This is a genomic window from Collinsella sp. LCP19S3_D3, from assembly GCF_052121455.1.
Lineage (GTDB): Bacteria > Actinomycetota > Coriobacteriia > Coriobacteriales > Coriobacteriaceae > Collinsella.
Map to the genome: position 1 here is coordinate 1 of NZ_JBQKEF010000011.1, position 14,629 is coordinate 14,629.

Consider the following 14,629-nt stretch of genomic DNA (forward strand, 5'->3'; position numbering starts at 1 on the left):
ACGGACCGCTGCGGCGCTTGCGCGCCTTGCGAGCTACGCTGGCAAACGCTATCGCGTTTCCTCAGCTCCGCGCCCTCGCGGGGTTCGATTCCGTGCGGGGGCTACATAAAAGAAAAGGACCCCTTTGCAGAGGTCCTAGTCAATTCAAGGTGGCGGGGAAGGGAATCGAACCCCTGACACGAGGATTTTCAGTCCTCTGCTCTACCAACTGAGCTACCCAGCCATTTGAGGTGTGCCTTGTTTCAAGGCTTGATTAGTATAACCAAGGACGCGCTCCGGTCAACCGAGAATTTGAAAAAAGTTTTTGGACACCGCCTCGGTTCTGTAAAGCAGCACGTCAGAGACATCAACCGGCCGCAAGAAGTTTTTCGCCCAGGGCCTTCAAGCCTGCACTCGTTGCAAGACATCGGGCGATACAAGGATTGAAGGGCGTTCCAGCACCGCCCAAGCACCGGGACAGGAGCACATGCGCCAGGGGCGGACATTTTCGTAGCGTGCAAGGATATTGCCGCTGCAATCAATAAAGGCAATGTCGATGGGATAAGCCATAAAACAGGTGTGGACCGAAGAGCAGGACGGAAACGCCATGACGAGCGGCAGTCCGTCAGCCGTAATCGGCACGCGGCCCAGCATGCCGCGCAAGCGTGCGCCAAACGTTTCTGCCACCATAAACTCTGCCGGCGACCAACCGAGCCTATTGAGCGCACGCGCGTAGGCGATATAAGACAAGACGGCGCTCACATGACCACCCCCGGTCGCCACGGATCGACCGTAACCGCGCGCTCGTGCGACAGCTTCGCCGGCGTCCCCAGAGAAACGCCGGCAATGCTAAGCAATCTAGGCCACGGCTCATAGTACATGACGCAGGCATAGGTCCTAAACGTCCCGGACAGAGAGAGCAAGCCGCCGTCAGACGACGCCGAGCTCTGCTCGCTCGAGACCTCGACCTGCAGATCATAGCCCTGCATAGCCGCCTGAATCTCGGACTGGACACGCACCGAGGCATCGACAGAGCTCTTGTCGCCCTCCCCTTCCGGCGCCACAGCGTGCGCCAGCACGATATCGGGCACCACGCGATCGAAGCGCGCAACGGCGCCGGCAAAGACCATGACGTTGTACACAATGAGCGCAAGCGCCAGCAAAACGGGAGCGACCACTGCCATCTCGACCGTCGCCTGGGCGCGCTCCTCGTACAAGACTGCACCAACGCCCATTACGACCCACCGCCCAGAGCGCCAACCAGCGTGGCGACATCGACGGTGAGCGGGATGGAGCCGCCGCCGGGCAGAGGAATCTCCGCAAGTGTGAACACCGTACCGCTAATGGTGCGTTCGACTTGATATTCCAACGCCTCGCAAAGCGCCTTGGGATCGGTCACGCCCAACGGAATACTTCGCAGTTTGTCTTGCGCTTGAGAGAGACCGGCAATGTCAGACCCCGGACTCTTAATGACGTTAGCGGAATCGGTCAGCACCGGCTTTCGCAGGCGCAAGTCGCACGGTTCCAAACCCAGCGCCGCCACGGACGCCGAAACGGTATCGCCGAGCCACGATGCAATGGAGCCCAACGCGCCGCTGCCCCCTCCTAGGTCTTTAATCATCTCGTCCATAAGTTCGTCGGCCGAACCTTGGATGTCTCCGTATCCCACAAGCAGGCGTCCCCAAACATCCATGACGCCATCGAGTACGCCGGCAACGCCGCCCGAGCGCTCTTCCAGTGTCGAGAAAAACCGCGAGAGCACGTTGTTTTGCGCCGTCGCGTTGTCGGGAGCCAAGACCGCGGCAGAGATTGCACCGCGACTGCCGAGCGTAACCGGCTTATTGAATGAAGAGTTGAGCTTACCGGGACTGGTCATATCGCCCGAGACCGCAAAGGCGACCACGCCGTTTCGGCCGGGCGGGGCGATACGCGGCCGCTCGCCCGAAAGCGCCTTGATGGCCTGGTCAAACGCATTACCCGCGCGATCGGCCTCGTCCTCGGTCTGACGCATAAGCTCGAGCTCTTTGTTGCGACATTCGACGTAATCTTCCAGAGCCCTTTTAAACTCGTCAAAGTGATACTCGAAGCCGTTTTCGATAAATGATGGAGGCATGAGGGCGCGACCCAGGTCAACGACGTCAAATTGGCACTCCTCGCACACATCGTGGCCATCGTAATCGACGACGGATGCCAACCCGCCCGGCGACCCATTCTTATAGTTGGGGCATCCGGTCCCATAGTGCAGGTATGTCTTGCCACCAATATCACTCGTAGGCCACATGGCATCGGTGTAGAGCTGGGTTCCCTTCACCTCATCTGGAGTGCGTGGCAGGAATGGAATCTGGGGTAAGATTTTTTCACCATCATCTTTAATATACGAGTGATCGAGTTCTTCGATTGCATAAGCGTAAAACGCTTTGCGCGCGACAGACTCCGCCTCCATCTCTACACCCCCACCAAGCGGCCTTTCATTCGCCAGGCGCCGGCGGTAATAGGCCTTCGCGCGATCGAGCGCCACTTGCGGCTCCCATGTGACACTCGAGGCATAGTGCGGATTCTCAATATCCGAAAGCTTCGCCAAGCTCCTCGCTCGTTCCCACATGCACGAACAGCTTCCGACTGCGCCTCTGTCCGATCCGCCGCAGTCGGCAAGCCAGGCGCGCTCCTTGGCCTTTGACGTTTTCTCGGACGCTTTCTTCAGTTCCTTGGCAGCATAGTCAAGGTCTTTTGAGGTGCTCTCGATGGCATCGGTCGAGATTTCTGACCCCTCGAGCGCAACAAAGTCCGACTCCGATGTCCTGGGCACGGCGAGCGCTGTGCCGGTATAGGTCACGTTATCGGTATCCTGCGCCGAAACAGCCTGCGTAGCTCGCGCGGCAACCAGATATGGCAGAGCCGTTTCGACTTTTTGCAAACCCTCCGACGCACTTTTGGCAAACCTATTGCGCGTTTTAATAATCTCAATCCCGGTATCGACCATATCGCTTGCGGCTATTTTCCCACCCGGCACCAGCATGGCAACCAAGCCGGTGCCGATTGTGGCAAACCCCGCCAGGCCCAAGCTCAAAATGCTCGCATCCACCACCGTGGCCGCTGTATGGTAGGACGATATCACGTTGGCACCCGCCAGAGCACCGCTATCGGCCGCCACCTGGGTATCCCCGGCACGCGACATACTCCATATCGCCGCTGTCGACGAAAACAGCAGCGTAAGCACCACAAGTATGACGACCGCCGAAGAAAGCGTAGTGTAGGCACCGTCCTCGATAAACAAGTCGATACCGGAGCGGCCCATGAAGCCGCCCCGCTTGCGGCGGGCATTCGACCGGCAACGGCACACGAGCCCTCGCATCATTCGCAGCAGGCGACGCCTAATCCCACGCGGCAATCCACGAATCATAGTCTCCCTCCAGCCATCCGGGACGCGATCGGTACGAAACGTCGACTTTCAACTCAACATTTCCTCCTCCCCCCACATTGCCCATGGCCTGCGCGAACGCGCCGATCACGGGCAGTGGCTTTACATCACCCGCGATAGATACAGACGAAACGCCCCCTGCGCCCGCCCGGCCAAGCTCGATATCCCACGACAGCGGTCCGCCGGCGTGAAAGATCGAGACATCGGGCACCGCGGCGAGACGGCGGCGGGCAAACTCCTTGAGGTCGTCGTCCTCCGCCGTCGTCGTGGTCATGAGCCGCGCCGTCTCGGCGGCGGCAGACTCCATGACCGCACGCGTATAGAGCAGGCACACCGGCTGCAGCGCAAGCAGGATGAGCGTCAAAAACGTCGGCAGCAAAAAAGCGGCCTCGACCGTGGACTGCGCCCAATCCTCGCGCGCGATATCAATAGAGCGCGATGTCTTTGGCGCCTGCGGCGGCGTCGATAACCGATGTCGAGGCGACGCCATGGGACGCCGCCCGTGCAGCCAACGCCGCCAAGCGTCCGTCGGTGCCGGCGCGCCAAAGCCCCGCAATCGCCAGCACGATGGAAAGCAGCGCCATGGTGACGATGGCGTACTCAACGGTCGATTGGGCAGACTCCTCGCGCAAAACGTCAAGCATTTCACGATCCCTCCTTTGACCCCGATGCTTGCGGAACCAAGCGCACCGCGCGTAAGCGGCACGAGGCGTCGCCGGCATCCGCGGCAACCGTCACCATGTCGACCCAGCCGCGCCCATCGCGCACGATGGCGCCCCATACGTTGCCCTTGATGTCGAGGTAACCGCTTAGGGCGAGCTGGGCTGTGGGCACCTCGCGATAGACACGCAACAGGTCCGCGGCAGCCTCGGTCATCGGCCGCTCCTCGGCCCATGTCAGCCGGACTGCGACTGCGTTGTCCGCAGATGGCCCCGCCGCAGCATCCGCCCGTTCGTCGAGCGCCCGCAGAAAAGTTTGTGCCGTGACGGCGGCATCCCTGTCGGCCGTGTCCCGCGCTTTGTCATCGGGAGGCGCCACCGCGCCCGAGCTCCCATCCGCGACGGCCCCAGAACGCTGCTGTCGCACGGCATTCAGCCCCCAGAGCGTCGCCGCAATCGCCACAATCAGGCAAGCGAGCACCAGCAGCACGCCAACAGAATGCCCGCCTTCTACAGGCTGTTGATGCCGTCTTTGATCGCGTTCCATAGCTTTTCGACGTTGCCCTTAAATGCAACGATGGCAATGATCGCGATTACCACGAGCACGCCGACCAAGATGGCGTACTCGGTGGTACCCTGCGCGCTTTCCTCCTGTACTAGCGCCTTGGCACGTTGACAGGAACGCATTGCACGGTAAAGCGTCCGGCTCCAAACCCTACCCATAACGTCAGCCATTTTGTTCATGTATTCCTCCCTACATCATCCCGCCTGCTCCCAGCAGCGGGCCCAATATGGATAACAGCAGTGCCGGCAAGATGAGCGTGCCGGTGGGAATCAGCAGCTTGACGGGCGCTCGTTCAATCTCGCGCTCGACCGCGGCACGATGGGCGGCGCGGATCTCGCGACTTTGGGCAGCAAGGGTCTCGGCAAGCGGGGCACCCAGGGCGAGCGCTTGACCCACCGTAATGGCAAAGGTCTCGAGCGCCCGCACGTCCAGGTCCTGCGCGGCCGCCAACAACTCGTCCTCGCGCGCTCCCACGCCCACCTGCCACGCCATGCATGCCCGTTCAAGCCGAACAGTCAGCGCCGATCGACGATTGGCGCAAAAGATCTCGAGCGCCGCATCGAACGAAAGGCCGGCGGAAAGCCCCAGGCGCACCACATCGATCATCTCGGACACCTCACCGAGCGAAACCTGCGCTGAGTTGTCCACGCCAAATGCGCCCCTCACCCACGCAATAGCGGCATCGATCACCGAATGGGCCGCAGCAACGACTAGCACCGCCTCGCCCCTGAAAATCTCCATGGTCTTGCGCACATCCGAGCGCTCCAGGCCCGTCGCGACAAATACGCCGAAGGCGCACAGGCAAGCCGTGGCGGCAACCAGGGCGCTCACAGCTCCACCCGCATAATGCGTCGGATAACCATTAGGGCGACGCCGTTAAGGGCAAGCCCCAGAACCACGGCACCGGCGCCTACCGGCGTTGCGAGACCGTAGCGAAAATCTGCCGAAAGCAGGGCCAGCACCGCGCACATACCCGCCGGCATCGCCGCGACCATATGCGCCGACATGCGCGCCTGCGACGTTTTGACATCCAGGCGGCGCTTGAGCTCAATACGCTCCCCCACCATGCTCGACGCCTCGGACAGCAGATCGGCAAGCGGGGCACCGGTCCGCTGCGACACCTTGAGCGCCAACGTGACAAGCGAAAGCCCGGGGGCGTCGATGCGGACAAGCAGGTCGTCGAGCGCATCGGCAGCCGAAATGCCACAGTCGATCGCCGCCGCTACCCGCAGAAACTCGGTATGCACCGGCTCTTGCGCGTGAGCGCCCACAAACCGCATGCCCTGGGCCAGCGAATGTCCCGAGGCAAGCGACATGGAAAGTGCCGTAAAGGCCTCGGGCATGGCTTCCTCCACATCGCGCTGCTCGCGTCGGTGGTCAAAGACGTCGCGTGCGGCGCCGGCGGCAAAGGGCGCAACCGCCCCCAAAACAAAGCCGATGGGCGATAGCGACACCACGGCAAGCGCAAGGCAGCAGACGCCACTCGATAGCAACAGGAACGCTAAGCGTGAAGCATCATCCTCAACGACAAGACCGATGCGGCGCACGGGAACCAACGATACCCAGGAGCGGGCGATCTTTTTTAGCAGATTATTTTTCACCAGCTCGCGTGGCAGCTTCTCGGCCACCGATTCAAACATATGACGCACCAGCTCCGCCGGCGGCACCCTCGGCACATGAGGCTCCACTCCGCATACCGTCGCGACCGAAAACCCGGCAAGGCCCCCTACGACGAGGGGCACAACGACCTCCATTCCTCCACCTCCTCCTGCGTAAGCGTTCCCGAGCGCAAGCCCTCTGCGATAAACGGCGGCTCGCGGTTGAGGGTCCAGGTGCGCTCGGCGGCATCGAAGGTCACGTAGCGCTCGAGTTCCACGCCACCCGACGCGCCGCGTCGCACCCCCGAGTAGGAGGACACAAAACGCCGGCCGTCCGCATGGCGCTCGGACATCACGATGCCGTCGAGCGCCATAGCGATTTGTTCCTCGATAAGCTCGCTCGGCAGATCGATGCCATAGCGCGCAAGCAGCGTCAAACGCACCACGGTCTCTTGCTCGGTGCCCGCATGAAGCGTGGTGAGCGACCCATCGTGCCCGGTGTTCATGGCCTGCAGCATGTCGCAACATTCCGCACCGCGTACCTCACCCACCACAATACGGTCGGGACGCATACGCAGGGCGTTGGTCACCAGGTCGCGGATTGTCACCGCACCCTCACCCTCAATTGAAGCTTCGCGCGCCTCCAGGCGAACCACATGCGGGTGATGCGCGAACTTGAGCTCGGCGGAATCCTCGATCGTCACGATGCGCTCGCCGGTAGATATCTCGCACGATAGCGCGTTGAGCAGCGTAGTCTTGCCCGACCCCGTACCGCCCGCAACCGCCAAATCTTGGCGCAGCGACACCGCACACGAAAGCAGTTGCGCATACCAAAGCGGCAGCGACCCCAGGCCCACAAGCTCGTCCAACGAACAGATGCGATCCGAGAACTTGCGGATAGTGAGGATCGGCCCATCGATCGCCACGGGCGGAATCACCGCGTTGACGCGATAACCTGTCTTGAGGCGGGCGTTGACGATGGGACTGCGCTCGTCGATACGCCTGCCCAGCGGCGAGATGATGCGGTCGATGAGCACGCGAATCTGCTCGTCATCCTCAAACGCATGCTCGATGGGGTATAAGACCCCGCCGCGCTCAAAGAAAGCCGAGCGGCAACCGTTGACCATAATCTCGGTGACGGTGTCGTCCTCGATGAGCGGCTGCAGCGGGCCCAAGCCCACCACGTCATCCAAGATCTCGTTGATGATGGTCTCACGCTCGGGCGTCGCCAGGTCGGTCGGTTCTTCCACGTTGAGTGCCGCCTCCACCGCAGGACGCAATTCCGAGCGGGCAAGAACCGGATCGATGTAGGCACTGATGCGTGCCACCTCGTCGTAGCCCACGCGGTCCATCACGGCCCGCTTGGTGCGGCGCTTGACCGCACGGCGCCGTCCCATATCGACAGGTGCCGTCGCCGCTGCCGCACCGGCTGTTTTAATTCTCGTTTGCAGGCTCATCGGCAATCACCCTCACGCGACCAGGGAAGGCGGATGCGCGGGCGTTCGGTGCGCGTTGCACGGTCGGCGACCATATCGCTCCAAGGGCCGACGGCGCAGCCCAGCTCCACGAGCATCTCACGCGTGGCCTCGCGCACGCTGGTCGCAAAAGCGCTGGTCTGCCCCACTGCCTCGTCAGCGCGCCCAAACGCCATGAGCGCGGCGAGATCCTGCCCGCCATCGGCGATACGAATCTTGGAGCTCAACGCACAGGCAATCTCAAAGCGCATGGCGACATCCTCGTCCGCCCCACGCGCGCCAAATCGGTTGAATACGGCGCTCATGCGCGTGCGCGGCACGCCCACACGGCTCGCCAGCTCAATGACGCGCGCTGCAGACGTCGCGGAAGAAACTGCCGCATCACCCACGACAAGGCAACGGTCGCACGCCGCCACCGCAGCCGCCACGGCATCGCCCCAAAAGACCGAGGTATCGATAAGGACCACGTCGGACTCACGACGCAAGATGTCAAGCAGCAGCTCTACCGGACGCGCCATGAGCTCGGCGCGCTCGGGCGCTGCGACAGGCCCCCAAAGCGTAACGCCTGGGGCAACGCGCATCGATGCAGCGACCACGTCTGGCTCCGCAAGTGCGCCCGTGACCGACGGCTCGATAAGTGTCGCCATGTCATGCGGGGCATCGGCGCCCAGCAAGTCGTAGAGATTTCCAAACATTAGGTCCAAATCGAGTACGGCAGCTCGCAGACCCAGCAACGAAGCGGCATGCGCCATCGTGGCGACAATCGTCGATTTGCCACAGCCGCCCGATCCCGAGACGGCGCAGATGACCGGAGCTCGATGCGACGTCGACGCAGTGTCTGCCAGCGGTGCAGGGGCTGACGACGTGGGCGGCAACGTCCCCGTCTCGCCAGCCGCACCCAAGCGCTGCGTCCACGCCGGCACGGCAGGCTGCTCAAACGGTAGGGGCGGAACTGGGGATTCCGCTGTCACGTCGACGTGCGGGCCATCACCCGCGACAAGCCCCTCGACCTCATCGAGTCCATCGGCCAGGCTCACGCCGTGCACGTATCCCATATCTACGGCCAGGAGGTCTTCGCCATACGGTACCGACGCTCCGGCGTCATCACATGCAAGGGGGCCCGGGGGGCGCCGAACATGCTCGGCTTCCGCTTTCCCATAGTCATCAACACGCGGGCCTCTTGTAGCGCGAGGCGCCCCGGGTTCCCTATCAACAAAAACATCGGGCTCAGGCGACACGCGCCAATCGGAATCAACCGCTCCCTCGCCCACATGTCCGCTGCCGCATATGCTGTGCGCAGCGATGACCTCGGTCGCCCCCGCGCGAAACAGCCCCTCGATATCCGACGGATCGAGCGCCTCTATCAACACGACGACGCGGCTCACGCGTCCTTCGGCAGTCAGGCGCGCGACGGTCTCTCGCACATCTTTAGTATCAAACAGGGATGCCGCGATAATGGCAGCGCCACGGCGCGAAGGAAACGCCCGAGCCATAGACACCAACCCGTCTAGGTCGCCCACGCGAAGCACCTGCGCGCCCGCATCGCGGCCCTCGACTTCCTGCTGCAGCAGTCCGTAATCGCCACACGCGCAGCACGCAAGCCAGATCGCCTTCATCACTCGTCGCCTCCGCTCTTTTTGCCGCGTGCCGTGGCGGGAATCGTCAAGCTGACCGTTCCCTTGCCCGAGGCTCCCAGCAATTCCTTGACGTCTTTGGGGTCGGCCGCCAGCGTCACCCACTCGACCTTGCCTTCGCGCGTGGCACCGGCCTCGTCGCTGGTATCGATCACATACGCGCCGCACAGCCGGTCGGTCACGCCGTCTTTTTGCACGTACACATCCACGTAGCTGCCCACGCCTGCGGCTCCGCCCACCGAATGCTCGGCATCGACCGCCACCGAAACGGCAACCTTGCCCTTGGGCACCTCGAGCGTATGGCTCTCGGCTTTGGTGTAGACATCGCAGACCACGGCATTTTTGGGAATACGCGAGGTCGTCAAGTCGCCACGCACCTGGCGCAGTTCGGTCGCCGCATCGCGCGGCAGCAGGCTCGCGAGCCACTCTTGGGTTACGACATTGGTCTCGTCGAGGGTCTCACCCACATCGATATCACGTGCGGCAACGCAAACTTCGACGCGATCGCCGCCGTATTTGGCCAAGGTTTCGGCCTGGGCCTGCTCAGCCCGCGAACGAACCGATGACCCGTAAACCATGCAGAGTGCCGCGGCGAGCACGCCCGCTGCCAGACTGATGGCGATGCGCTTGCTCTTGTTCACGGCAGCTCCTCTCAAGACAGCACTGGGCGGATGGGATGCCCGTACCACTATTGTCCGAGCGGCCAAGCAACAAAACAGCGCGATCACCATCTTGGTTTTAAGTGTCAAACCAATTACCAGCCAAGAGCTGACCAACCCGTCAAGCCCGCGGCAAGGTTTTGGTCAGCGCGTCGGCAAAACGCTCATTTAAGGGCGCATCGCCAGTAAAAAAGCCGCCTCCCGCACAGTTGGAAGACGGCTGTCATAGATAAATTCAATTACAGATGGACATCGGGATCGAGCATTTGGGCACTCACACGCATGGATGACGCCAAGTTTTGGAACGTTTCCAGGCGCAGGCCATCGATCTGCCCGGCATCGGCGGCCTCGCGAACGGCGCAGCCCGGTTCGTGGGTATGCGTGCAGTCGCCAAACCGACACGCACGCGACGCCTCGACGATCTCGGGGAAGGCACGCGCTAGGCCCCGTTCGTGACCAACGAGTGGCAAACTGCGCAGGCCCGGAGCGTCGGCAATGACGCCGGCGTCGCCCGGCAGCGCCACCATCACGCGCGCGACCGTGGTATGGCGGCCTTGGTCGTCGCGCTCGCGCACACCACCGGTAGCCAGCGCATCGTGGCCCAGCAGCGCATTGAGCAGCGTCGACTTTCCGGCCCCCGACTCACCCAGGATCATGGCGCACGTTCCCGCCGGCACACAGGCGCGCACCTCATCCAAACCACGGCCTTCGGCAGAGGACGTCACGATCACGCGCACGTCCGGGCCCACCAGACGGCGCACGCGATCCAGATCGCGCTCGAGTTCCGCGGCCTCGCAGCGGTCGGCCTTGGTAAGCACCACCACCGGCTCGGCATCGCAGTCGAGCGCCAAAACCAGCGAGCGCGCCACGCGGTCGAGCAGTACCTCGCCGGCGCCAAGTGCCTGCACGATCAGCACGCTATCCACGTTGGAACAAAGCACCTGACGCTCGCCGCGGGCGCGGCCACGCCAACGCTCAAAACTCGTGCGTCGCGGCAGGACGCATTCGATTACGCCCATGTCGTGCCCGGGCGCACGACGCACCGCCACACGGTCGCCCACAGCCGGCAGCAGCACCTCGTCCTCGCCACGCGACTTGGCAAACCCCACGGCATGCTCGGCACGAAAGGTATCGTCGGCCGTCGCCACCAGCGGAAACCCGCGATCTAAGCGCACCACGGCACCCAGCTGCATCTGCTCGGGCTCCTCGGCTTGGGCGCAAAAATCGTCAAATGCTGCCTGCTGAGCCGCGGCGACCGGCAGATCGCCAAACGCCGGAACATCCTGCAGCGCATCGAGTCCCGGCACGCTCGCCAGCAGCTCCTCGGCAGACGCGGGGGCTTCGGTCGCAAGCTTCCGACGACGATCACGCTTGGCTCGCGCCCCCGTCGTCTTTTTCTTCGCCTTAGCCCTAGCTTTACCCACAAGCGCCTCCCAGCACCACAAATCACAACTGAGCAGGTATTTTAAATCAAAAAGAGCTGGCCGGGCAAAGCCCTAACTCAAAAAGAGCCGGTCGAGCAAACGCTCGACCGGCTCACAAACTTTCCCTCAGCCCTTTATCATCCGCGCGGGAGAAAAGCCAGCAAGGATGCCGCAGGGCCCGCCCGCCGGGAGGGGTTTCCTAAGGGCACATCCCGCAGCCGCAAAGCGGCGAGGACGTGCCCGTGGAAACCCCGCAGGCGGTCGGGCCCGGACAGGAACGCTACTCTTTTTCGACCGCGCGCATGATCGCCTTGTAGATCTCCATCAGCGGAATGATCAGGAAGGCAAGGCCCAGCGCGGCGATAACGCCCTTGAGCTCAAGCGTCACGGGGCCAAAGAACATCTCGGCAAGCGTCGGCTGCACGGTTACGATCACCGTCAGCACCAGCGCCAGCGCGGCAGAGGCCCACAGCCACTTGTTCTGCTTCTTCATCTTAAACAGCGACGTGCGGCGACTGCGCATGTTAAAGCAGTGGAAGATCTCGACCATGTTGAGCGTGATGAAGGCCATCATCACGCCTTCCTCGTCGGCGACGCCGGCGATCATATCGGAGATGTGGATGTAGCCCATGTCAAAGTACACGCCCACAAAGAAGCTCGCCAGCACCAGCGCGGCAATGATCAAGCCCTGGACCACGCAGTCCAGGCCCATATTGCCGGCAAAGACGCCGTCCTTGGCGTTGCGCGGCTTGCGCTTCATGATGTCGCCCTCGGCATCCTCCATGCCCAGCGCGAGCGCGGGGAAGCAGTCGGTAACCAGGTTCACCCACAGCAGCTGCACCGGCTGGAAGATGGTAAAGCCGATGAGCGTGGCGATAAACACCGAGAACACCTCGGCAAGGTTGGCCGAAAGCAGGAACTGGATGACCTTGCGGATGTTGTCGTAGATGCGGCGACCCTCTTCGCAGGCACCGATGATGGTGGCGAAGTTGTCGTCGGCAAGCACCATGTCGGCAACGTTCTTGGTAACGTCGGTACCGGTGATGCCCATGCCAACGCCGATGTCGGCACGCTTGATGGACGGGGCGTCGTTGACGCCGTCGCCCGTCATGGCCACGATCTGGTCGCGCGACTTCCAAGCCTCGACGATACGGGTCTTGTGCTCGGGCTGGACGCGGGCGTACACGCCGTAGTCCTCGATGTGCGCGTCGAGCTCCTCGTCGCTCATGCGATCGAGGTCGGCACCGGTGATGGCATGGCTGCGATCGGTGACGATACCCAGCTGCTTGGCAATGGCCACGGCGGTGTCGATGTGGTCGCCCGTGATCATGACGGTGCGGATGCCGGCGTCGTGGGCCTCGCGGATGGCGTCGGCGACCTCGGGGCGGACCGGGTCAATCATGCCGGACAGGCCGCAGAAGACCAGGTCGTGCTCGAGCGCGGCGGGGCTGCAGTCGCTCGGGACCTCGGTGTAGGTGCGGCTTGCCAGCGCCAGCACGCGCAGGGCCTCGTCGGCCATGGCCTTGTTGGCGGCCACGAGCTCGGCACGACGCTCCTCGGTCAGGGGGACGACCTTATCGCCCTCGTAGATGTGGGTGCACAGGCCGATCACCACGTCGGGCGCGCCCTTGGTGTATTGCTCGTACTCGCCGTCCAGGGTCTCAACGACCACGGACATCATCTTGCGGCCCGAGTCAAACGGGGCCTCGCCCACGCGCGGGTGCTCGGCAGTCAGACCAGTGAGGCCCGCCTTTCCGGCATCGTTGACGAGCGCGCACTCGGTCGGCTCGCCCACGGCCTCACCCAGTTCCTCGTCCCACTGGGCATCGGAGCACAGCGCCATACCTGCCAGGAACTTCTCCTTAGGCGCAGCGAGCTCGTGCTTGACGACGGTCATCTTGTTTTGGGTAAGGGTACCGGTCTTGTCGGAGCAGATGGTCTGCGTGCAGCCGAGAGTCTCGACGGCAGAGAGCTTGCGGATAATTGCCTGGCGCTTGGCCATCTTGGTCACGCCAAGCGACAGCACGATGGTCACGACGGCGACCAGGCCCTCGGGGATGGCAGCGACGGCGAGCGAGACGGCGACCATAAAGGTGTCGAGCAGGGCAGTCGGGTCGGTAAGGACGTTGCCCACACCGTGGCGGACGATGTCGACGCCAAAGATCACGACGCAGATGACGATCACCATAATGGTGAGGATACGGCTGAGCTCGGCGAGCTTCACCTGCAGCGGCGTGAGCTCTTCCTTGGCCTCGGCCAGGGCACCGGCGATCTTGCCCATCTCGGTATCCATGCCGGTGCCGACCACGACGGCGCGGCCACGGCCGTACACGACGGTGGAGCCCATGTAGCACATGTTCTTGCGGTCGCCGAGCGGCACGTCATCGGTGCCCGCGGCAAGCTCGATCACATTGGCGTGCTTCTCGACCGGCACCGACTCGCCGGTGAGCGCGGCCTCTTCGATCTTCATCGTGGCGCTCTCGAGCACGCGGCAGTCGGCCGGGACGGAGTCGCCCGCCTCGAGCATGATCACGTCGCCGGGTACAAGCTCGGCGCTCGGCAGGTGCACGAGTTTGCCGTCGCGTAGAACCTTGGACTGCGCCGCGCTCATCTCCTGAAGGGCCTCGAGGGCCTCCTCGCTCTTGGCTTCCTGGACCACGCCCAGCACCGAGTTGACGATAACGACGAACATGATGATGGCGACATCGGCAAAGTCCGCCTCGCCCTTAACCATGCCCGTGAGCGCGCTGATAACGGCGGCAACGATCAACATGATGACCATGGGGTCGGCCATCTGCTCAAAGAAACGCTTCCACAGCGGCGTCTTCTCGGCTTCCTCAAGCTTGTTAGGGCCTGTCTTGGCGAGGCGCGACGACGCCTCGTCGTTGCTCAGGCCGAGGTTCTCATCGACACCTTGGTCGCTGAGCACCTCCGCCGCGGCGGACAGGTATTCCTTTTGCATATAGAGTCCCCTCCTGGGATTCGGGCCACTCAGCAGATTGATGCCCGATCATAATTCCCAGGAGAAGGGCAAGGGCTCATCAAGGCTGCCGTGCTGAGCGGCAGTTGATAGTGGAGCTATGGTACCCCAAAGCGACGCGTCTAGCCAAAACAATCCATTTGGAAATATGGTCCGTATGCAACGATGCGGACCGTGTGATGCTCAATACTGATAAAACGTTTTTTCTTAGGCGCGTCGCCAAACTAAAATATCGCCC

15 protein-coding genes and 1 tRNA gene are annotated in these 14,629 nt (G+C 62.8%); 1 reads left to right on the forward strand and 15 read right to left on the reverse strand.

Features of this window, described 5'->3' with window-relative positions; translation table 11 throughout:
* Positions 1 to 150: 150 nt before the first annotated feature.
* From ACTQXM_RS05665 to cpaB, 13 genes are all read right to left on the reverse strand, one after another.
* A tRNA-Phe gene (locus ACTQXM_RS05665) sits at positions 151 to 223 on the reverse strand.
* Positions 224 to 381: 158 nt separating this feature from the next.
* Complete coding sequence (locus ACTQXM_RS05670; protein WP_441015652.1) at positions 382 to 741, reverse strand: DUF192 domain-containing protein; 360 nt, start codon at positions 739 to 741, stop codon at positions 382 to 384.
* A complete protein-coding gene (locus tag ACTQXM_RS05675; RefSeq protein ID WP_441537238.1) occupies positions 738 to 1,214 on the reverse strand; it encodes a hypothetical protein in 477 nt (158 codons plus the stop codon). The genes ACTQXM_RS05670 and ACTQXM_RS05675 overlap by 4 nt, the downstream gene beginning before the upstream one ends.
* Positions 1,214 to 3,274 (reverse strand): hypothetical protein, encoded by a 2,061-nt coding sequence (locus tag ACTQXM_RS05680; protein ID WP_441547620.1) that lies wholly within the window; start codon positions 3,272 to 3,274, stop codon positions 1,214 to 1,216. The genes ACTQXM_RS05675 and ACTQXM_RS05680 overlap by 1 nt, the downstream gene beginning before the upstream one ends.
* 76 nt (positions 3,275 to 3,350) lie before the next feature.
* Entirely contained in the window at positions 3,351 to 3,887 is a 537-nt protein-coding gene (locus ACTQXM_RS05685; RefSeq protein ID WP_441015643.1) for a TadE/TadG family type IV pilus assembly protein, read from the reverse strand.
* Positions 3,823 to 4,041 carry a hypothetical protein gene (locus ACTQXM_RS05690; protein WP_154517649.1) on the reverse strand — a complete coding sequence of 73 codons (219 nt, stop codon included), beginning with the start codon at positions 4,039 to 4,041 and terminating at the stop codon, positions 3,823 to 3,825. Before ACTQXM_RS05690 ends, ACTQXM_RS05685 begins: the two co-directional genes overlap by 65 nt.
* A gap of 1 nt (position 4,042) precedes the next feature.
* The gene (locus tag ACTQXM_RS05695) at positions 4,043 to 4,273 is read right to left on the reverse strand and encodes a hypothetical protein (RefSeq protein ID WP_154517646.1); all 231 of its coding nucleotides are present in this window, start codon (positions 4,271 to 4,273) and stop codon (positions 4,043 to 4,045) included.
* Positions 4,274 to 4,566: 293 nt separating this feature from the next.
* On the reverse strand, positions 4,567 to 4,800 hold the full coding sequence (locus tag ACTQXM_RS05700; protein ID WP_427719148.1) for a hypothetical protein: 234 nt from the start codon (positions 4,798 to 4,800) through the stop codon (positions 4,567 to 4,569).
* A gap of 10 nt (positions 4,801 to 4,810) precedes the next feature.
* Positions 4,811 to 5,452 (reverse strand): type II secretion system F family protein, encoded by a 642-nt coding sequence (locus ACTQXM_RS05705; protein WP_441064132.1) that lies wholly within the window; start codon positions 5,450 to 5,452, stop codon positions 4,811 to 4,813.
* Positions 5,449 to 6,375, reverse strand: coding sequence for a type II secretion system F family protein (locus ACTQXM_RS05710; RefSeq protein ID WP_441537236.1), 927 nt, complete (start codon positions 6,373 to 6,375; stop codon positions 5,449 to 5,451). The genes ACTQXM_RS05705 and ACTQXM_RS05710 overlap by 4 nt, the downstream gene beginning before the upstream one ends.
* Positions 6,348 to 7,676 carry a CpaF family protein gene (locus ACTQXM_RS05715; protein ID WP_441537235.1) on the reverse strand — a complete coding sequence of 443 codons (1,329 nt, stop codon included), beginning with the start codon at positions 7,674 to 7,676 and terminating at the stop codon, positions 6,348 to 6,350. Before ACTQXM_RS05715 ends, ACTQXM_RS05710 begins: the two co-directional genes overlap by 28 nt.
* Positions 7,673 to 9,310, reverse strand: coding sequence for a nucleotide-binding protein (locus ACTQXM_RS05720; protein ID WP_441537234.1), 1,638 nt, complete (start codon positions 9,308 to 9,310; stop codon positions 7,673 to 7,675). Before ACTQXM_RS05720 ends, ACTQXM_RS05715 begins: the two co-directional genes overlap by 4 nt.
* Entirely contained in the window at positions 9,310 to 9,969 is a 660-nt protein-coding gene (gene cpaB, locus ACTQXM_RS05725) for a Flp pilus assembly protein CpaB (RefSeq protein WP_441537233.1), read from the reverse strand. Before cpaB ends, ACTQXM_RS05720 begins: the two co-directional genes overlap by 1 nt.
* Here cpaB and ACTQXM_RS05730 point away from each other — a divergent pair.
* Positions 9,962 to 10,159 carry a hypothetical protein gene (locus ACTQXM_RS05730; RefSeq protein ID WP_441038661.1) on the forward strand — a complete coding sequence of 66 codons (198 nt, stop codon included), beginning with the start codon at positions 9,962 to 9,964 and terminating at the stop codon, positions 10,157 to 10,159. The two genes, cpaB and ACTQXM_RS05730, sit on opposite strands and share 8 nt — an antisense overlap.
* 67 nt (positions 10,160 to 10,226) lie before the next feature.
* Here ACTQXM_RS05730 and rsgA read toward each other — a convergent pair whose 3' ends face one another.
* Together rsgA and ACTQXM_RS05740 are read right to left on the reverse strand one after the other, a co-directional pair.
* The gene (gene rsgA / locus ACTQXM_RS05735) at positions 10,227 to 11,180 is read right to left on the reverse strand and encodes a ribosome small subunit-dependent GTPase A (protein ID WP_427795936.1); all 954 of its coding nucleotides are present in this window, start codon (positions 11,178 to 11,180) and stop codon (positions 10,227 to 10,229) included.
* Positions 11,181 to 11,691: 511 nt separating this feature from the next.
* The gene (locus ACTQXM_RS05740) at positions 11,692 to 14,373 is read right to left on the reverse strand and encodes a cation-translocating P-type ATPase (protein ID WP_427728430.1); all 2,682 of its coding nucleotides are present in this window, start codon (positions 14,371 to 14,373) and stop codon (positions 11,692 to 11,694) included.
* Positions 14,374 to 14,629 lie beyond the last annotated feature (256 nt).